Annotated in this window: 20 protein-coding genes and 1 tRNA gene; 8 read left to right on the forward strand and 13 right to left on the reverse strand. The window is 58.1% G+C overall.

The annotated features are described in order from the left end of the window. Positions 1–113 precede the first annotated feature (113 nt). Entirely contained in the window at positions 114–3,572 is a 3,459-nt protein-coding gene (locus AAFM46_RS14350; RefSeq protein WP_343318491.1) for a bifunctional proline dehydrogenase/L-glutamate gamma-semialdehyde dehydrogenase, read from the reverse strand. 178 nt (positions 3,573–3,750) lie between these two features. On the opposite strand from AAFM46_RS14350, the gene AAFM46_RS14355 reads away from it, so the two are divergent. From AAFM46_RS14355 to AAFM46_RS14365, 3 genes are all read left to right on the forward strand, one after another. Next, positions 3,751–4,743: a LysR family transcriptional regulator gene (locus AAFM46_RS14355; protein ID WP_343320455.1), complete on the forward strand. Its 993-nt coding sequence runs from the start codon at positions 3,751–3,753 to the stop codon at positions 4,741–4,743. A 199-nt stretch (positions 4,744–4,942) separates the two neighbouring features. Next, the gene (locus AAFM46_RS14360) at positions 4,943–5,896 is read left to right on the forward strand and encodes a 3-methyladenine DNA glycosylase (protein ID WP_343318492.1); all 954 of its coding nucleotides are present in this window, start codon (positions 4,943–4,945) and stop codon (positions 5,894–5,896) included. Between the two features lie 47 nt (positions 5,897–5,943). Next, positions 5,944–6,225 (forward strand): antibiotic biosynthesis monooxygenase, encoded by a 282-nt coding sequence (locus AAFM46_RS14365; RefSeq protein ID WP_283529912.1) that lies wholly within the window; start codon positions 5,944–5,946, stop codon positions 6,223–6,225. A gap of 116 nt (positions 6,226–6,341) precedes the next feature. Here AAFM46_RS14365 and AAFM46_RS14370 read toward each other — a convergent pair whose 3' ends face one another. Then, positions 6,342–6,725, reverse strand: coding sequence for a thioredoxin domain-containing protein (locus AAFM46_RS14370; protein WP_283529909.1), 384 nt, complete (start codon positions 6,723–6,725; stop codon positions 6,342–6,344). A 216-nt stretch (positions 6,726–6,941) separates the two neighbouring features. On the opposite strand from AAFM46_RS14370, the gene AAFM46_RS14375 reads away from it, so the two are divergent. Then, positions 6,942–7,184, forward strand: coding sequence for a hypothetical protein (locus AAFM46_RS14375; RefSeq protein WP_283529907.1), 243 nt, complete (start codon positions 6,942–6,944; stop codon positions 7,182–7,184). A 71-nt stretch (positions 7,185–7,255) separates the two neighbouring features. Here AAFM46_RS14375 and AAFM46_RS14380 read toward each other — a convergent pair whose 3' ends face one another. From AAFM46_RS14380 to AAFM46_RS14395, 4 genes are all read right to left on the reverse strand, one after another. After that, positions 7,256–7,897, reverse strand: coding sequence for a hypothetical protein (locus AAFM46_RS14380; protein WP_283529905.1), 642 nt, complete (start codon positions 7,895–7,897; stop codon positions 7,256–7,258). A 114-nt stretch (positions 7,898–8,011) separates the two neighbouring features. Further along, positions 8,012–8,764, reverse strand: coding sequence for a hypothetical protein (locus AAFM46_RS14385; protein WP_343318495.1), 753 nt, complete (start codon positions 8,762–8,764; stop codon positions 8,012–8,014). A 140-nt stretch (positions 8,765–8,904) separates the two neighbouring features. After that, positions 8,905–8,989: transfer RNA gene (locus tag AAFM46_RS14390), tRNA-Tyr, on the reverse strand. Between the two features lie 206 nt (positions 8,990–9,195). Continuing rightward, complete coding sequence (locus tag AAFM46_RS14395; RefSeq protein ID WP_343318496.1) at positions 9,196–9,519, reverse strand: hypothetical protein; 324 nt, start codon at positions 9,517–9,519, stop codon at positions 9,196–9,198. Between the two features lie 242 nt (positions 9,520–9,761). Here AAFM46_RS14395 and AAFM46_RS14400 point away from each other — a divergent pair, with 242 nt between their 5' ends. Next, positions 9,762–10,250, forward strand: coding sequence for a YajQ family cyclic di-GMP-binding protein (locus AAFM46_RS14400; protein ID WP_283529898.1), 489 nt, complete (start codon positions 9,762–9,764; stop codon positions 10,248–10,250). A gap of 154 nt (positions 10,251–10,404) precedes the next feature. Here the strand turns inward: AAFM46_RS14400 and AAFM46_RS14405 are convergent, their stop codons facing one another. The 4 genes from AAFM46_RS14405 to htpX form a co-directional block, all read right to left on the reverse strand. Beyond that, positions 10,405–11,079 carry a response regulator transcription factor gene (locus tag AAFM46_RS14405; protein WP_343318497.1) on the reverse strand — a complete coding sequence of 225 codons (675 nt, stop codon included), beginning with the start codon at positions 11,077–11,079 and terminating at the stop codon, positions 10,405–10,407. After that, complete coding sequence (locus tag AAFM46_RS14410) at positions 11,076–12,446, reverse strand: histidine kinase (protein ID WP_283529894.1); 1,371 nt, start codon at positions 12,444–12,446, stop codon at positions 11,076–11,078. The genes AAFM46_RS14405 and AAFM46_RS14410 overlap by 4 nt, the downstream gene beginning before the upstream one ends. After that, entirely contained in the window at positions 12,427–13,143 is a 717-nt protein-coding gene (locus AAFM46_RS14415) for a histidine phosphatase family protein (protein ID WP_343318500.1), read from the reverse strand. The genes AAFM46_RS14410 and AAFM46_RS14415 overlap by 20 nt, the downstream gene beginning before the upstream one ends. 115 nt (positions 13,144–13,258) lie before the next feature. Then, a complete protein-coding gene (gene htpX, locus AAFM46_RS14420) occupies positions 13,259–14,125 on the reverse strand; it encodes a zinc metalloprotease HtpX (RefSeq protein ID WP_343318502.1) in 867 nt (288 codons plus the stop codon). Between the two features lie 116 nt (positions 14,126–14,241). On the opposite strand from htpX, the gene AAFM46_RS14425 reads away from it, so the two are divergent. Both AAFM46_RS14425 and AAFM46_RS14430 read left to right on the forward strand, forming a co-directional pair. Continuing rightward, positions 14,242–15,138 (forward strand): hypothetical protein, encoded by an 897-nt coding sequence (locus AAFM46_RS14425; protein ID WP_343318504.1) that lies wholly within the window; start codon positions 14,242–14,244, stop codon positions 15,136–15,138. Beyond that, on the forward strand, positions 15,135–15,521 hold the full coding sequence (locus AAFM46_RS14430; protein WP_283529886.1) for an ankyrin repeat domain-containing protein: 387 nt from the start codon (positions 15,135–15,137) through the stop codon (positions 15,519–15,521). Before AAFM46_RS14425 ends, AAFM46_RS14430 begins: the two co-directional genes overlap by 4 nt. A gap of 91 nt (positions 15,522–15,612) precedes the next feature. Here the strand turns inward: AAFM46_RS14430 and AAFM46_RS14435 are convergent, their stop codons facing one another. Continuing rightward, entirely contained in the window at positions 15,613–17,112 is a 1,500-nt protein-coding gene (locus AAFM46_RS14435; protein WP_283529883.1) for a catalase, read from the reverse strand. A gap of 5 nt (positions 17,113–17,117) precedes the next feature. After that, positions 17,118–17,582 carry a Fur family transcriptional regulator gene (locus AAFM46_RS14440; RefSeq protein WP_283529881.1) on the reverse strand — a complete coding sequence of 155 codons (465 nt, stop codon included), beginning with the start codon at positions 17,580–17,582 and terminating at the stop codon, positions 17,118–17,120. A gap of 151 nt (positions 17,583–17,733) precedes the next feature. Here AAFM46_RS14440 and AAFM46_RS14445 point away from each other — a divergent pair, with 151 nt between their 5' ends. Then, a complete protein-coding gene (locus AAFM46_RS14445) occupies positions 17,734–18,369 on the forward strand; it encodes a DUF2461 domain-containing protein (protein ID WP_343318507.1) in 636 nt (211 codons plus the stop codon). 70 nt (positions 18,370–18,439) lie between these two features. On the opposite strand, the gene AAFM46_RS14450 is transcribed toward AAFM46_RS14445, so the two are convergent. Then, positions 18,440–19,234 (reverse strand): oxygenase MpaB family protein, encoded by a 795-nt coding sequence (locus AAFM46_RS14450; protein WP_283529877.1) that lies wholly within the window; start codon positions 19,232–19,234, stop codon positions 18,440–18,442. Positions 19,235–19,246: the final 12 nt, after the last annotated feature.

Consider the following 19,246-nt stretch of genomic DNA (forward strand, 5'->3'; position numbering starts at 1 on the left):
CTGGGCCAAGAAGCATTACCCTTTGGGACTGTACCCACTGCCGCCTCTGGCCCCGCTTGAACAGGCGTTCGAACGGGGCCAGAGGCAGCAGTGGGTACATAAGCAGGATCTGGCTAAATCAACTCGTCCGAGAGGTGATCCGCAGTGCCGAAGCGGTGGGCGGTGATGGCGATGGCCTGCTCGCGCAGGAACGGCAGCATCTCGACGCGACCGGCCTCGGTCACTTCTCCGTGATAGATCGCCAGGTCCGGACGGCCGTCAATTCCCTGGTATACAGCCGTGGCATCGCCATCAATGAGACGGATCCGGCCAGCTCCGAACCGGCGGGCAGTAGTTAGCCACTGTGCATCGCTCTCCACTTTCACGCTGATACGCAGGCTCAACAGCAGTGCATTAATGGCGCTGGGAAGTTCGGCTCCGGAGGAGACTTCCGGAACAGAGCCGGCCAGGATCCCCGCCGAAAGCACACGTAGCAGCTTCGCTATGGAGCCGCCCTCAGCAAGACGAACCAGCGGATTCAATGGCCGGTAGCGGAACACGTTGCGCTCCGCGGACAGCGCTGAGACGTCCTTGGCGACTCCAAATTCAGCAGCCCAGGCAGCGGCGTCACTGGTCAGGGCCCGGCGCAGGAAGGCCTGCTCATCTTCTGTGAGACTTGACGCGGCGGTAATCATTTTCCGTGCCGTATCCCCCAACGGTTCGGTGGCGGTGGATTGCGCCGGAGTCCAGCTGCCCAACCCCATAAGGTAATTGGGTCCACCAGCCTTGGTGCCGGCACCAACAGCCGATTTCTTCCAGCCGCCAAACGGTTGACGCTGCACGATTGCCCCGGTAATACCACGGTTCACATACAGGTTCCCGGCTTCAATGGTGTCCATCCAGATACCGATCTCGGTTGAATCCAGCGAGTGCAAACCACTTGTCAGACCGTAATCGATGGTGTTGACCATTGAGATGGCTTCTTCGAGGGTGTCAGCACGCATGATCCCCAAAACGGGGCCAAAGAACTCTGTGAGGTGGAAGTAGGAGCCGGCAACCACCCCGGTGCGGACCCCTGGTGACCAGAGCCGTCCTGTGCTATCCAATTGCCGCGGCTCAATGGCCCAGCTTTCGCCCTCATCCAACGTTGTCAACGCTGTGTGGAGCTTGCCTGCCGCGGGCTCAATGATGGGCCCCATCTGACTGGTGGCTACTTCCGGGTAACCAACAACGAGGCTGGAAGCTGCATCTATGAGTTGATTCCGGAATCGGTTCGACTGCGCCACGGAGCCAACCATAATGACCAGCGAAGCGGCTGAGCACTTTTGTCCGGCATGCCCAAACGCTGACTGGACCACGTCTCTTGCCGCGAGGTCAAAGTCCGCGCTGGGTGTGACGATCACGGCGTTCTTACCGGAAGTTTCAGCTAATAGGGGCAGGTCATTGCGGAAACTACGGAACAGTTCCGCCGTTTCGTAGCCACCGGTGAGGAGGAGACGATCCACTAAGGGGTGCCCTACCAGTGCCTGACCCAGCTCTCTTTCACCAAGTTGGACCAACGCCAGAACTTCGCGGGGAACACCTGCATCCCATAGCGCCTGGACCATGACGGAGCCACAGCGCTGTGCTTGACGCGCAGGTTTAATGACGACGGCGGAGCCCGCGGCAAGTGCCGAAAGCGTGGACCCTGCCGGAATTGCCACGGGGAAGTTCCACGGCGGGGTCACAACTGTGAGTTTGGCTGGGACAAAGGTTGCGCCGTCGAGCGTTTCAAGGTCTTTGGCCCGCTCAGCATAGAAGTGTGCAAAGTCAATGGCCTCACTGACCTCGGGATCTCCCTGGTCCAGAGTCTTCCCGGTTTCGGATGCCATAACTTCCAGCAATTCTGCCCGGCGTGATGCCAACACGTCCCCTGCGCGGTGCAAGATGACAGCACGCTCGGCACCACTCATGGCGCTCCAGGCCGTGCTGGCAGCAACAGCGGTGTCAACAATCTGGTTTAGCTGCTCCAGCTCGGTGACGGAGGTTGCTGCAACCAGATCATTGCCCAGCGTGGAGGAGGGCACACGTGCCAGGATCTCCCGGCCCCAATCCCGGTTCTGCGCCAACGCAGGATCCGTGTCGGGAGTGTTTGCGAAGCCCTCAGTGTTGTGGCCGCGTGACTGTGCGGGCTTGTTGCGGTCCTGCACACGGTTCGAGGCGGGCACCTCGCTATCCAGCGCGGTCAGAGAGTCCAGGAAGCGGTTCTTCTCGCGTTCAAAGAGTGCTTCATTATCGGAGAGCTCAAAGACAGCTGACATGAAGTTGTCCTGGCTGGCGCCCTCTTCCAACCGGCGGATCAGGTACGCAATGGCGACATCGAACTCACCCGGATGCACTACGGGCGTGTAAAGCAGTAGTGAGCCAACGTCACGCCGAACTGCCTGCGCCTGCCCAGTTGCCATGCCCAGCAACATTTCAAACTCCAGCTGCCCCGAATCAGGGCTAATCCCGCGCTGCTTGGCAAGTAGCCAAGCGTGGGCCACGTCAAAGAGATTGTGGCCGGCCACACCGATATGTACGTTTTTGATGTGTTCCGGAGTCAGCGAATAGTTCACAATTCGCTTGTAGTTAGTGTCGGAGTCCATTTTGGAGCCCCAGGTAGCCAATGGCCAGCCGTTAACGGAGGCCTGCACCTGTTCCATGGGCAGGTTGGCACCCTTGACAATACGCACTTTGACAGGCGCACCTCCAGCGGCTGTACGCGCAGCCGCCCACTCCTGGAGGTCGATCATGGCGGCCAGGGTGTCAGGCAAATAGGCCTGCAGAACAATCCCGGCTTCAAGGTTGTTGAACTCCGGCTTGTCCAACATCCGTTTAAATACGGCGATGGTCATGCCCAAGTCTTTGTACTCTTCCATATCCAGGTTAATGAACTTGGGGGACGGGAAAGAATTGGCCAGGGTGTACAGCGGCGTCAGTTTTTGCACTACATGCTCCACGGCCTCATCAAAAGCCCATGGGGAGTGCGGCGCCACGGTGGAGGACTCCTTGATGGAGACGTAATCAACGTCGTCTCTTGCCAGCAGCTTCAAGGTCCCTTTAAGGCGACGATCGGCTTCCTTTTCACCGAGAACGGCCTCGCCAAGTAAGTTAATGTTCAGCTCTGTGCCATCCGCGCGGATCTTGGCGATGGACCGGCCCAGTTTGGCGTCGGTGGCATCGACAATGAGGTGTCCCACCATCTCGCGCAAAACCCTGCGGGCAATCGGAATGACCAGATGGGGCATGATCGGGGCCATAACCCCGCCCAAACGAACGGCGCTGCGCATGTACCACGGCAAAAACGCCGGTACTTTCGGAGCCAGTGCCGCCAGGTTACGGCCAGCCACAACCACGTCTTCAGGGCGGATGACACCATCCACGAAGCCGACCGTGAAGTCCAGTCCCGCCGGATCCTTCAGGACCCCGGCCAGCCTCTGGGCGGAGACGTCAGCTGGGAACGTAGCGGCTTCAGCCAACCACCGCCGAACCAAGGCGATGCTCTCCTCGGCAAGTTCGTCGCCTGGGACCGGGATGTTAGCGGCAGTAGCCGCAGGAGCTGTGCTGTTCATGGCGTTTCATTGCTCATTTCTACTGGTGCCTTCATACGTGCAACCGCGCACCAAGCGTCGCCTGTGACGCCTTTCGCGGGGTTCCTATTAGCTCCAGTATGGGACTAATATTCATTAAGGAAAAGTGGTGTTATTTGATGAATATTGGACAGTTCTTCTTATTGATCTGGGGTACACCTTGCTGAACGTGCGACGGCTGCGTTTACTGCGTGAACTACACATCCGCGGAACCCTCGCCGACGTGGCTATAGCCCTGCAATACAGCCCCTCTGCCGTGTCCCAGCAGCTGGCCTTATTGGAGAAGGAAACCGGGGTGAAATTGCTCCGAAAAGTTGGTCGGCGAGTGCAGTTGACGGCGCAGGCGGAAATTCTCGTGGCCCATACTGCAGACATCGTGGAGTCGCTGGAGCGCGCCGAAGCAGAGATCGCCGCTTCGCTGACAACAGTGGCTGGAACGGTGAAACTGGCCGTGTTTCAATCCGCGGCGTTGGCGCTGTTGCCGGAACTGCTCACGGCCATGTCGCAGCGCTACCCCGAAGTGCGCATTGAGATGACTCAGCGCGAGCCTGAAACCGCACTCTATGAAACGTGGGCCCGCGATTTCGACATGGTGGTGGCAGAGCAGTATCCGGGCCATGCAGCGCCCCGACATCCCGAGCTGGACAGGGTCCTGCTAACAACCGACACCATCCGTTTGGCAGTGCCCTCTCCCACAGTTGAAGGAACAGTCTCACGGTTGCGCAGCGAACCCATCACGGGCATCGAGGACACCCGCGATTTACCGTGGGTGATGGAGCCGCGCGGAGCCGCCTCTCGCCATTGGGCTGAACAGGCATGCAGGCAGGCCGGATTCGAACCCGATGTGCGTTTTGAAACAGCCGATCTTCAGGCCCAGGTCCGCCTTATTGAATCCGGCAACGCTGTGGGGCTGATGCCCGATCTGATGTGGACGGGACGGAAACCGGCGCTGATGTTGTTGAAACTGCCGGGGCTCCCTCGGCGCACGGTGTTCACGGCCGCTCGGCGCGCCAGTCGGAGCCGGCCGGCAATTCTGGCCTGCCGGGAAATCCTGGCCCAGACAGCGCTGAGTATCTCTGCTGAACCGAACAAAAGCCTCGAGAGCTCGGAGCTTGCCCCGGAGTGCGGCCAAGAAGTCACACCTACTCTGTGAACCCGGGACCATTTTCAGGTTCCACCTGAACTGGATACCCCTTAGCAACAGGCCCGGCGAAGGGACTGAAGCGGCTGCCTTGGGAATCTCCGGCCTACGCATTGCGCCGTCACACTTCCGTAAGGAGAAGTGCCCACGCTCACGATGTTCTTCGCTCAACTCTCGCCACAGGCGACCATGCACATGCGACCATGGAAGCATGACCGAATTAGCCACCCCGGGACCCACCATGGACTGGGATGCCGGCGGTCCATACAAACTGCACCAAACTCTGGGCATCCTTGGCCGCGGCCCCGGTGACGCCACCATCCGGCTCACGGACAGCACAGCCTGGCTGGCTTCCAACACTCCGGCGGGCCCGGCAACTCTCGGGATTAGTCAGCACAACAACACGCTCACCATCCGCTCGTGGGGACCCGGCGCCGAGCATGCCTTGGTTGGTGTGCCAGGGCTGCTGGGGGCACACGATGACTGGTCTCACTTCGACTCCCACGCGTTTGCGAGCACCCTTCCGCACAAAATTAGGGAAGCACGACGGCGTCATGCGGCAGTGCGTCTGCCCTCCACAGGGCGCATGGTTGACGCCCTGATCCCGGCCATACTGGAGCAAAAGGTGACAGCACGAGAGGCTCGCCGGGGATATGCCGCACTGGTGCGCAATTTTGGTTCCCCAGCTCCAGGCTCGGGTATCCACCCGGACATCCCAACAGATCTGATGGTTGCTCCCACCCCGCCTCAGTGGGCAGCCATTCCGTCATGGGAGTGGCACAAAGCTGGGGTGGGGCCGCAGCGCTCAGCAACCGTGATGCGGGTGGCGGGCTCCGCTACTGGTTTGGAAAGGCTCGCATCGTTGCCGGCCGTGGACGCTGCTGCGAAGATGCAAAGCATCCCAGGTATAGGCGTGTGGACTGCGGCGGAAGTCACCCAGCGCACTCATGGCGACGCCGATCAGGTAGCCGTCGGTGACTACCACCTGGCCGCCTATGTGGGCTGGGCCCTGGCCGGTAAAGCCGTGGATGATGCCGGCATGCTGGCTCTGCTGGAACCTTGGCGAGGACACCGACAGCGCGTGGTTCGCATGCTGCAATTGAGCGGTTTTCACAAACCGACATTTGGCCCACGGATGACAATCCAAGATCACCGCCGTCACTAACCTGCTGGGACATCAGTTCAGCCAGCGACACAGACTACGCTTGTTTCATGAGCGAAATCATCAACTTACAGGCCACCTTCATTCCCAACGAAGGCGAATTCTTCCGTGTGAAACTTGCACTTGAAATCGCCATTGAACAAGTGGTGGAAGAAGACGGCTGCATCCAATACGAAATTACCGAGGAATCGGAAGAAAAGATTGTCTTGACGGAGGTGTGGGCGTCAGAGGAAGACCTGGACAAGCACAGCAAGGGCATTGCAGTGCAGGACCTGAACGAGTCCTTGAGCGCCTTATTGGCCGAGCCGGTCAAACTGGAACGTCCCCAGTAACACCTAACAAAAACAACGACTAGGTGGGGTGTGGCGCTGTTCAGCGCCACACCCCACCTAGTCGTTGCGGAGCTAAATAATTGCAGCGTCATGCAGTTGCGCTGCCGGTGCGAACCCTATTCTTGCGCTGCGGGATTCTCGGCTTGCTTGGCAGCAACCGCGGCGTGAACTTCTGCCATGTCCAGTGTCTTGACGGCGTCGATGACGGAATCGAGTTGAGTACCGTTCAGCGCGCCCGGCTGGGCGAAAACCAAGACTTTTTCCCGGAACGCCATCAACGTCGGGATAGAGGTGATATTGGCTTCGGCCGCAAGCTGCTGCTGCGCTTCGGTGTCAACCTTACCGAAGACAATGCCATCGTGTTTCTGCGAGGCCGCTTCATAGGTGGGGGCAAATTGCAGGCAGGGCTGGCACCAAGAAGCCCAAAAATCAACTATCACAATGTCATTTGATTCGATGGTGGTGCCAAAGGATTCAGTGGTTATTTCAACAGTAGCCATGCTGCAACGGTACGTGAGAGACATCAGCGATGGCCAACTATTTCGCTCTGCGCGTGAGTACACCGGTATCTACTTTCACATACAAATTACCTAGTTTCACGGGAAATTGGATGGATAGACACATGTAATTCACAGCGGATTCACCTTGTGCGCGCATACTGGCGGTGTTGACTACGAGAAAAGGAAGCAGCGATGACTTTCACACTAGGAGAAACCATGACACGTCCGATCCATCACCGCTCGTTCATTGACCCTGAGAATCATGATCTCTGGCCGGTTCTATCCAAAGACGAGCCCGTGGCGCTGGTCAATGGCCGTGGCTGGCGCCTGTCAGGCCGGGTGGAGACGCTCTCCCACGATCGCCAGTGCCTCTGGATCCAACTCGACTCAGGCATGGGGCGCCAGCTCATCCACCACCAGGATGGCTTTGTACTTGAAAGTGAAAAGCTGAGCCACTGATCTTAGAGCACGGTCTCAAAACGTCCGATCCAAAACTGGACCGGGCGTTCTTTTTTACAATTTTGCACTGCCTAAACTTTGGACTTTCGGTATCCAGCCTGTTTTGCGGCTGTTTCGGTACTAAAACAAATTTCCGGCGTGGTCCGCAAGTAAAACCTTTGACCTTTCAGGTGGTAGATCTTACTGGAAGCATTGCCTTTGATAGGGGCCCATGTGGGACAGTTCCACTTGCTAACTGGTTTTGTGGAGCCCGGTTTGGGTGCGGGCTTGGACGCTGAAACAACCTTGACGTGTCTTTTGCCTGAGTCGGATGCCCTGAGCGTGCCTTGCGTTGGTAAACGCAGTGTCCACGTACCTGAGACAGATGCAGGGAAGCCAACTTTGATGTAGCCAGTGGTACTGCTTTTCACGGCTTGCATGGCTTTGTTCGGAGCTGAGCCATCAGGATCAAAATAAACGGCCGCTGTGACACTGCCACTATTCACCCAAGTCTTGGCAGTGAGCTTCTGTACCTGAGCGATGAGCGTAATCGTCTTACCCTTGGCGACCGTCGCCGGACCTGCAGAGAAAGTAATGACACGCGAGGTGCTGGGCGCAGCCGCTTCAGCCCGTGTTGGAAGAGCCAGCATAGCTACCACGAGCGTAAAAGCGGTGACTACTATGAACATGGCACGGCCCACAGCTGGCAAGTTAGAAAAGGCAGAATGGCTCAAGGGCTCTCCCGAAGAGATTGCAGTCAGTTGACCGCATGCTATCAATGATGCTTCAGTCTAGCCGCTGGCATCCATCTGCTGCTTTACCCTGATTGCCCGTTTACTGATAGAGGTTTAGTCTTCGGGTCCAATCATGGCTACAAATTCTTGCGCCTCGGTCTCGCCAATGTCCGCATGGTCTCGCAAAAGGCGGGCAGCGGCGTCGTAATTACCCGACCTAGCCAGGTCGCGGATCCGCGCGAAGCTCTCCTCATTCAGGCGCGTACTGGCAACCTCCCGGACATCCTCACCCCTGGCAACGATGGCCCGGTAGCGGTAAGCGCCAGGAACGCTTGCTGGCTTCACCCCCGCTTTGGGGTCCACTTTCCCTGCCTCGGGCGCTGCGTTGACAATGTCATCCACTGTCAGCGGTCCCTCCGGGACAACAGGCATTACGGGTTCGGGAGATGGCTGGGGAAATTGTGCCAACGCCGCGACTGCCGCGGCGGACTCACCCAAGCCTAGGCGCGTGGCTTTGCGGTAAGCCTGTACCGCGTTGAGCACCTGGTGCTGGGCAATCAGCGAGTAGACGCGCTGGTGGGCTTCAGGGCTGAGCAGTGCGCCCGCCTCTTCAGCATTTTCTCGAGTAATTTCCCGCCCAAACCGTGCACCCTTACGTCCCGGTTCCTTGGCAGCCGAGCTCCGGTCAGGGTGCTTCCGCGCCGGGGCACGAGCTGCCGTGCGCACCTCTTCTGGGCGCACCTCTTCTGGGCGCACCTCATCTGTAGCAGCCGGCAGGCTCCGGCTTCGTCGCCCCAACAGTCGGGATCCCACAACAACAACGAGAACTATGACAAGCAAGATGACCAGGGGCACGACGTATTCCATGCCTTAACTGTAGTTCGACTTGGCCGAATTTCCCGGCGGACAGAAAACCAGGCACCCATGGATAGCTTCGCAGGTCCTTACGTTACACAAAAAAGTCCGGAACCCAACGATCTCTCGAAAGGTTCCGGACGTCTCATTCTTGGTGGCAGATACTGGATTCGAACCAGTGAAGGCGTTGCCAGCTGATTTACAGTCAGCCCCCTTTGGCCACTCGGGTAATCTGCCATGGCCAGCCAAACCTAAAACATCAGATTCGGCTTTCGCCCCCAACAAGTGGAAGCAGTAAAACAATACAAGGAATTTCCCCAAGAATCGAATCGAGTGCCCATGAGCGCCGTGATGACCTTCAAAACTGCTGGAATTCGTGTGTCTGGCAATACGAACTGGAGCCGGTCGCGAAATCAACAAAGACCCCTAGGTGCTGACACTTTCTATGCTTGGTTTTGAATCCGCTTGACCAACTGGTTTTCCAGAAAAGACGCTTGTTCAGGGGTGACTTGTTTCAACTGCACGGCACGGGCCATATCTTCGTGAACGCCGGCGAGCCGGGAGGACACCGAATTTGTGGGCGCTCCGATGATGCTTGCCGGATCCAGGCCGGCGGCAGTTCCACCGATCAAACCCGGACCACCCAAAACAGTCGCAGCCACCAAGGTGACGGCAGCAATGGCTGTTCCCACAGTTTTTTTGCTATTCCTTGAGCGCGTGTTGGCCTCGGTGGCTGGTGTCGGCGCGGTAGGCCTAGCGGTGGTCATCGGTGCTCCTAGTGCGGGTTGTCTGAACAACAACTACTGTGCCAATGGCAACTGTGAGATTGCCCCGGGATCCCTCGGAGTTATCTGTGAACGAGCCCGCCACGGACTCCCCACCTGACTTTGGCCGGCTTCCCAACCGATCCGCACCTTGCACGGTTTATGGCCTTTGCTCGCTTTGGTGCACTCGGGCGCTAAGCTTGGTGGCAAATCAACCGGTCAAATATGCAGCATATGGAGGAATCATGGCTAGTGAGTCAACGTTCGACGTCGTCAGTAAAGTGGACAAACAAGAGGTCGCCAACGCCCTGCACCAGACTCAGAAGGAAGTGGCGCAGCGCTATGACTTCAAGAACATCGGTGCAGAGATCGACTTCAGTGGTGAAAAAGTTCTCCTGAAAGCCAACTCTGAGGAGCGCGTCCTGGCTGTTATGGATGTTTTTGAATCCAAATTGATCAAGCGCGGAATCTCATTGAAGTCTCTGGAAGCGGGTGAGCCATTCGCATCGGGCAAGGAGTACCGTCTGGAGGCCGAGATCAAGGAAGGCATCGCCCAGGACGTGGCGAAGAAAATCAACAAACTGATTCGTGACGAGGGCCCCAAGGGTGTCAAGTCCACCATCCAAGGCGATGAACTGCGAGTGAGCTCCAAGAGCCGCGATGACCTTCAGGAAGTCATGTCCATGCTACGTAAGTTCGAAGATGCCGACCTACAGTTCGTCAACATGCGCTAGTCCACCAGTTTATATCGGCGGGCAATCACCGCCCACGTAAAAAAGTAGCGCTTAGCCGCTGAATTTTACCTCTTTTTTGAGAGTAACTTTCAGCGGCTAAACGTTTTTAATCGCTTGCACCCCTTGCGCGTGCCCTCGCGTGAAGTGCCATCATTTAACTGCCAGGCTCAACCAATCCCGTGTCGTAAGCCAACACCACAGCCTGAACTCTGTCGCGCAGATCCAGTTTGGCCAGGATTTTACTGACATGCGTTTTTACTGTTTGTTGTGCAATGAAAAGTTGGTCAGCTATCTCTTGGTTGGAAAATCCCCGACCAATCAATGTCATCACTTCAAGCTCACGGTCGGTAAGCCCAGCGAGCCTGTCCCGGGAAAGGACCGGCCGGGCTCTTGAAACGGCGAACTGCTCTATCAGCCGTTTCGTCACCGATGGTGCCAGAAGCGCCTCTCCGGAAGCAACAACACGCACAGCCGCCACAAGCTCGCCGGCGAGCGCGTCCTTCAAGAGGAACCCGCTGGCCCCCAGGCGCAGCGCATCGTAAATGTAGTCATCCACGTCAAAGGTTGTCAGCATCAGCACATGTGTGGTGGCCTCCTGTGTGTTTATGTCACCTGCGAGGATCTGCCGAGTCGCCTCCAGACCATCCATGACAGGCATGCGCACATCCATCAACACAACATCCGGACGGTGGATGGCAGTCATTTCTACCGCAACAGCACCGTTTTCCGCCTGTCCCACCACGTCTATATCGTCTTGGGCGCCGAGCAAAGCGGCAAATCCTTCACGAACCATGGCTTGGTCGTCAACAACTAGTACTCTGATGTTCATGACCGGGCGCTTCCCTTGCCGTCGGTGGTGTTCATGGGCAGAATGGCTGTGACGGCAAACCCGCCATTGGTGGTTGGCACGCAATGAACTGAGCCGCCCACAATATCGGCGCGCTCACGCATCCCAATCAAGCCCTGGCCCACATGTGCGCCCTTGTCCAGCTGCGCTATCACTGCCCCGATGTCCGAGCTTGAGTTGACCACTGAAACGGACAGGCTGCTCTCGCTCATCTTGCTTTCATTCACGGTGAAGAGCACGCGCGCAGTCGCCCCTGGTGCATGCCTAATGACATTGCTGAGTGCTTCCTGGACAATCCTGTAGGCGGTGAGCGCAATGACCTCGCCAATGTCATGGCTTTCCAGCTCTGACAGGTCTGGTTCGGGGATGTTCACACCTGCTGACCTGGCCGAGGCAAAGAGCTGGGGAAGATCGGCCAGTGTGGGCTGTGGGCCCAGTTGCCGGCCGGCTTCAGAGTTGCGAAGGGAACCAAGCATGCTGCGCATCTCAGTCATGGCCCGGCGGGAGTTGGCCGCAATGTCATCGAATTCCTGTTTCAGTTCATCGTTGAGCCCGGCGTGCCGGTAGCTGGCCGTGGTTGCTTGCACCACAACAACTGACATACCGTGCGCCACCACGTCATGAAGTTCGCGAGCAATGCGTGTGCGTTCCTCGGCCAGCCTGCGTCGTGACTGCTCCTCGGCACTGACATTTCTTTCCGCAGCGAGTTCCGCCCGTAGATGTTGCCATTGTTGGGCCACAACGGCCGCGACCATGAGCCCGCCAGAGACAGCCGCGAAAATGACCACATTGTTCTGGGCTCCATCAGACTGCACACCCGGCATTGTCAGGTAGTTTGACCCAACACCAACCACCACGCTCGCCAGCCACCCAGCGGCCGGAACCATCCAGTGTGTCCGGAGCCCGGCCACACAAATCACCAGGACTTGGGTAATCATGGCGATCACACTAAAAGGCATGGGAGCTGCCCCTACTGGATCAGAGACCAGCGGCAGGACGCTCATGGGTATCAGCGAAACAAGCACTCCGGCTACAGGACGGGCAGCTGTTAGACCCAGTGATGCTGAATGCAGGATCGACATGCCCAAGGCAAAAGGCAGGGCCATGCCGTACAGGCTCATATTCAGCGGTGCGCCAACAGCCAGGAGCGCAATACACACGGCAGCTGTGCCCAGCCACACCCAACTAATCCCTTTCAACCGCCATAAATTGACTGTGGTGAACGGTGTTGGTGTGTGGAAAGCCCCTGACGCCGCGGTACTAGTCATAGCGCCAGTCGCGGAACCCGTGCCATCTGAGGAAGCCCCTGCTCCCCCATGCTTCTTGTCCTTAATGTTCTTCAACTCCATGAGTGCTGAATCGTTTGCCTACCTCGGTGAGCGCGTCGGTAGTGAGCTCGGCCGTTGGTCCGTCAGCATCCAATCCGCTCAACCCCCCGGCCGGTGCACCTTGCCAGGACTGGATTTTCCAGCCACCCGGTGTGTTGCTACCAGTGGGCTCCCCATCGAGGGTGACAATTCCAGTGTTGGAGAGATCGTGGAATTTCTTATCAGACCAGTCGATGTTTATGCCGCGGTAACCAGCCCAAAAACGAATCATGGCCCCATGACTGACCATCGCTACGGTTTCATGGGTGGCGGCCTCCTCCACCACTGCGTCAAACCTCTCCAATACTTCATACCCGCTGTCGGCCCCGGGCATCCGTGCTGATAAGTCGCCGCTGAGCCAGGATTTCACGGCACGCAGGTATTCCTCGATGGAGGCTATATCGCCTTTGAGTTCAAGGCTGCCAGCACTGATTTCACGCAACCCGTCCCTAACTAAAGGAGCAAGGCGACGTTCCGCGGCAAGCGGGGCTGCTGTCAGGGCTGTGCGGGTTAAATTGGATATATACAAAGCGTCAATGCTTTGATGTGCCACGGCCGCAGGGACAGCCGCTGCCTGCGCCTCACCCAAAAGCGTTAATCCGGGCCCCGGGACCGCGGTGTCTAAAAGACTACGGACGTTGTTGGGTGTTTGGCCGTGCCTAATCAAAATCAGTCGCATGCCTCTATTCTGTCCTACTGTGCTGACCAGCGTGCGAGCCCCGGCAACCAGAGGTGCCATAGTCAATCTAAAGCAGTGGCCAAGTAGTGCGGATGCGTGAGCCGCGGAGCAGGATTTAATGCAGTTCTCGCCCAGCCATCTTCTCCAGACGCGCTATCCGTTCAGCCATGGGAGGGTGGGTGGAAAAGAGTTTCTTAGCCCCGCCATTCTTGAAAGGGTTGGCGATCATGAGGTGGCTGGTATTAACTAATTTTTGTTCTTCGGGCAGCGGTGCCCGCTGCACGCCTAGCTCCAGTTTGCGCAGGGCGGAGGCCAGCGCCAGCGGATCATCAGTCAAAGTGGCACCATCTTCATCGGCGTCGTACTCGCGGGTGCGGCTGATCGCTAGTTGAATCATGGATGCCGCCAGCGGCGCCAGCAATGCCATGGCGATCATGGCAATCGGGTTGGCATTGCGGCGATTCCCGCCAAAGAAAAGCATCATCTGGGCCACTGATGTAATTACACCAGCAACTGCCGCCGCGACTGAGGACGTCAAGATATCGCGGTTATAAACATGCGTCAATTCGTGCCCCAGCACCCCTCGCAGCTCGCGCTCGTCAAGAAGGTTGAGGATGCCTTCAGTACAACAAACTGCAGCATTTTTAGGATTTCGTCCAGTGGCAAAAGCATTGGGTGCCTGCGTTGGGGAAAGATAAATGGCCGGCATGGGCTGGTTGGCTTTAGCCGATAGTTCGCGAACTATCCGGTAGATCCCAGGAGCTTGTGCCTCATTCACTGGGTAGGCCTGCATAGAACGGATAGCGATTTTCTCACTATTCCAGTAGCCGTAGGCGGTGGTGCCAACGCCAATTAACGCAAAAATCCACAGTGGCGCGGTACTGCGGGTTCCTGCAGCAATGATGGCGCCAATACCAAGCAGAACCGCCCACAGCACGCCAAAGAGAGCTGCTGTCTTTAATCCGTTGAAATGCCTGTGCACGCCCACGTCACTTTCACTAGTAGTTTCTAAACTGTACAAGCTGGCCAAGCTGGCTAACCACTTGAGTTATGCTGGCAGGGCATCGATGGTGCGCCTATCCACTGGGAGGGATTGCCTTGGCACCGATTCGCACGCACCTGCACTCCTCTACGTTCTGGAGCGCCCGACGCCCCGGTTTTCCCTTGACGCAGGGCCATTATGTGCTTCGGCTCAATGACCCTTCCATCGAGTTCGGCACGGAATCCGCAGCCGATCTCCTGCGCTGCTATGCTCATCTGCGCCGCGCCCTATGCGAGATTGCCGGCGCAACAGCCGCACAGCTCTATATTGCACTGAACTGGCAGCCCGTTGGTGACGCCGTGGGCGAACCGCTCGCCGAAACTTCCACACCAACCCTGCACCTGTTCTTCTCTCTGCCTGAAGGCACGACGGCGGCTTCCGCACTCCGCCTGCCAGCGCACCAACGCTTGAGAGTAGGAGAAACCCGCACACAGGATGAGGCGCTGCGCAGCTGGCAAGAAGACACTAGTTCCTCCCAAGGCCCCGGTCCTGACTCGGATAGTGCCTCAGCGCCTTCTGCCGAATCCTCGGGCCAAGAACTTCCAACGGACCTTGGACCTACAGGGGAACATGCCGGGTGGGCGGATCGTCCATTTTGTATTGAGCCGGTCCGCGCCCTCCCCGGTACACCGTTCCAGGGAGGGCATTGGACCGCGCAGCCCCGGACTGCCCTCGCCACCCTGGACCCCATGGACCCGATGGCACTGCTGGAGCTGGCAAACACACTCGAGTCCCTGGTTTCCCAAGCCCGTCCAGCATACGCAGGTGTCACCGTCTGGGTTAACGATCAGTGGAGTTCACAGGCACCTCTCACATTCCACATCTTTGGCCGTCGTCACGGTGACGGCTCAGCTCAGGTAGCCGGTTTTGTCACTGGTGGCGGGCTGGATTCACCGGTCACAGAACCCTTACAGGGGAAAACCAGGCACACTTCGCATATTGTAAAGAGATGACCAACAACCCCTCACTGAACGAAGACCAAACTGCCCGGATCATTGCCCTTGCCATGGATCTGGCCCGTGACGGAAAAACCACTGAACTGGCCGAATTTCTCGATCACGGGCTGGCGATCGACGTCCAGGATCCCGAAGGCAACACCTTGCTGATGCTGGCCGCTTACAAGGGAGCCTCGGAGACTGTAGCCGCGCTGCTCAAACGCGGCGCCAATGTGGACATCCGCAACAGCCGGGACCAGTCTCCCCTGGCAGGATCTTTGTTCAAAGGCGAGGATGCCGTGTCTGCGTTACTCGTGGCAGCAGGTGCCGACCTCGACGCCGGAACCCCCTCCGCGCGCGCCGCAGCCGCCATGTTTGGCCGCGAACACCTGCTGGGATAGTCCCTGCGGCACTGCTTAGGTAACCCTGGCGCCCACAAAAAACTGCCCGGAACCGACCACAAGGGTCTGTTCCGGGCAGTTCAGGGAATTGCTAAACGGCGTCTGAGTTTACATCCACGGCAGAGATTTTCTCTGCCTGCAGCGCTTCGATGGCCGCACGTACTCCCGCGCCGTAGGCCGGGTCTGCCTGGGTGCAGTTGTAGATGTGACGCTCAACGGTGGCCTCGGAGGCTCCGTCGATGGCGCGTGCGGTGTTCTCAAAGAGCACCTGGCGCTGGGCGTCGTCCATCTTCTCGCGGAACAGGATGCCGGGCTGCTCGAAGTAGTTGGCATCGTCTTCGCGGAAGTTGAAACGGTCGGCAACCGCGCCAATAGCCTGGGCCGGATCGGCGTACGCAGGCTGCTCGGGCCAGCGGCCGTAGGAGTTCGGCTCAATGCCGGGGGTGCGGCCCTGGTTGCCATCAACGCGGCCCTGACCGTCACGGTGGTACGTGTTGGCAGTGGGGTTCTTCGGTGCGTTCACCGGGATCTGGTGGTGGTTGACACCGAGGCGGTAGCGCTGGGCGTCACCGTAGGAGAACAGGCGGCCCTGAAGCATGCGGTCCGGCGAGAAGCTGATACCCGGAACCACGTTGGCCGGTGCGAAAGCAGCCTGCTCAACGTCTGCATGGTAGTTCTCAGCGTTGCGGTTCAGCTCCCACTCGCCAACCTCGATCAGCGGGTAGTCTTCCTTGCTCCAGACCTTGGTGAGGTCAAACGGATGGTACTTGTACGTCTCGGCGTCCGCTTCAGGCATGATCTGAACCATGAGCTTCCACTTGGGGAAGTCACCGTTCTCGATCGAGTCGAAGAGGTCGCGCTGGTGTGACTCGCGGTCCGAACCAACCAGTGCAGCCGACTCTGCGTCGGTCAGGTTCTTGATGCCCTGCTGGGTGCGGTGGTGGAACTTGACCCAGAAACGCTCGCCTTCGGCGTTGATCAGGGAGAAGGTGTGTGAGCCGAAGCCGTGCATGTGGCGGTAGCTGGCGGGGATGCCGCGCTCGGACATGACGATCGTGACCTGGTGCAGGGATTCGGGCAGGTTAGTCCAGAAGTCCCAGTTGTTCTCGGCGCTGCGCATGTTGGTGCGTGGATCGCGCTTGACGGCGCGGTTCAGGTCGGGGAACTTCAGTGGGTCGCGGAAGAAGAACACGGGGGTGTTGTTGCCCACCAGGTCCCAGTTTCCCTCATCGGTGTAGAACTTCAGCGAGAAGCCGCGGATGTCGCGCTCGGCGTCGGCTGCGCCGCGCTCACCGGCAACGGTGGAGAAACGAGCAAACATTTCAGTCTGCTTGCCGACCTCGGAGAAGATGTTCGCCTTGGTGTACTTGGAGATGTCATTGGTGACCGTGAAGGTTCCGAAGGCACCTGAGCCCTTAGCGTGCATGCGACGCTCGGGGATGACCTCGCGGCTGAAGTGCGCCAGCTTTTCAAGGAACCAGACATCCTGCAACAGCAGGGGACCACGGGGTCCGGCGGTGAGGCTGTCCTGGTTGTTGGCAACTGGTGCGCCTGCGGCAGTGGTCAGCGGCGCGGTGTTTTCGATAGTCATGTTTACTATTCGCTCCTTGCGGTAGTGAGATCTTGTTCATTCAAAAGTCTTTTGCTTGCGCAGTCCGGGCAAGTGCCCCAGTAGATGACCTCGGCTTCATCAATGCTGAAACCGTGGTTGTTAGAGGCGTGCAAACAAGGTGCGTGGCCGACAGCGCAGTCGACGTCGGCAATGTCCCCACAGGTTCGGCACACGACGTGGTGGTGATTGTCCCCCACCCGCGTTTCAAATCGCGCCGGCGATCCTGCTGGTTCAATGCGGTGCACCAAGTTTGACTCGACAAGGACTGCCAAGACGTCGTAGACAGCCTGCTTGGAAACGCTGCCCAACACGCTCCTAACCTCACCAATGATGGTGTCGGCGTCGGCGTGCGGGTTGGAGCTAACAGCTTCCAAAACCGCAAGTCGGGGGCGTGTCACGCGCAGTGAAACTGCTCGCAACATCTCTTCCGACTGCGCTTTGGTGACCATGTGTCAACTATCGTCCGCTTTTTGGACTCAGTCCAGTTAGGCCGTCCTAAGGTTGCCGCGTGATTCCTCCACAGCCAATGAAATCAGGCATGTGTCCACAGAAGTTCGTAGCGCCCTAGTGCCCGTTAGCCCGCCACTTTAGGCTTGATTTATGGATACTTTCACTGGCATTCCCGAGGCGGCGTTGGACTTCTATGGCGATCTTCAGCAGAATAACAATCGCCAGTGGTGGGCCAGTCATAAAGCCACTTATGACGAGGTTGTTGTGGCCCCCTTAGCAGCACTCCTCCGTGAGCTTGAGCCACGATTCGGTTCAGGAAAAATCTTCCGCCCATACAAGGACATGCGGTTTTCAGCCAACGCGGAGCCCTATAAAACAACACAGGGACTGTTCATTTCTCACTACGAAGGGGTGGGATTTTATTTGCAGCTCGGTGCTGGCGGGCTCGAGGTGGGAGGTGGTTACCACTCCTTCGCACCGGCACAGTTGTCCCGGTACCGTAGTGCCGTGGAAGCCTCGGTGAGCGGAAAGTTACTGGCGAAGCTCACCGCAGATCTCGTTGCTGCCGGCCTGCAAATCGAGGGACAAACGCTGGCGACCGTGCCGCGCGGATTCCCCAAAGATCATCCTCGACAGGAGCTACTGAAACACAAAACGCTCAGCGCTTCCGTTGCCTTGGGTACTCCGGAATGGTTAGAAAGTGTGGCGGCGAAGGAACACATAAGCATGCTCTGGGATCAATTGCGCCCACTTATAGATTGGATCATTCGTTTCGCGGCGCCGTGACCGCTTTGCACCACGGGCCAGGTGCTGCGATGGCGCAGAGCATAGGGACTAGGCACTCTCTCCTGGCCGCTCAGATGCGTTTGAGGTAGTAGCGCATCGGGGAGTGCCGGATCCATCGCGGGGTAATTCGCGCCAGAAGCGCTGCCGCCCTTAGTGAGAGCCGCAAATATTTGTCCTTCCGTGGCGACCAGTTGAAGCCATACATTTGGCGCACGGCAGGAGGCAGAAATCCGATGGTCAGAAAACGAGCCACCGGCATGATTACCTTGATCCACAACGGTGCATGTTTGGCGGCGAGTAGTTCCCTTGCAACTTCCCGGACTGTTTCATCAACGCTGAGTTGCCCAAGCTGCTGTGCCCAGTACTCGGCAAAGTCGGCGGTTGAGCCAGGCCACAGCTGCGCAGGCATTCCCAACGCCGTCCCCAGCACCGAGTAACTAAGATACACAGATTCGCCATCACGAGCATCCAGTGCGGGAAATATGGAATCGTACGTTTGCGCCGCTGACTTGTAAAGCGTGGCGGCAACCCATAATTGCAGGGCCGGATCAGCACTGTTATAAGCGGGGTTCCCCGCACCGGCCGCAGACTTCACGGGAAGGTGGGCTCGCTGAACCTGTTGTTGCACGTGCTTTCGTTGCGCCGGAGTGCCGTTGCTGAGGGCGTAAATGTAGCTCAACGTGCCATGCAGTCGCTTCAGCGGATCGGCCGCAAAATTTGAATGTCGTGCCACCCCGTAACCCACAGCAGGATTGGCCAGCTGCAACAATATTGCACTGCCGGCCCCTAGTAGCAACAGTGACTCCGGTGCCACGTCCGCCAGCACTTTGGGAGATCGATCAGGTTTTTCTTTGAATCCACTCATGCAGGTGCCCTG

This window comes from Arthrobacter sp. TMP15 (genome assembly GCF_039529835.1).
In the GTDB taxonomy this organism is placed as follows: Bacteria; Actinomycetota; Actinomycetes; order Actinomycetales; family Micrococcaceae; genus Specibacter.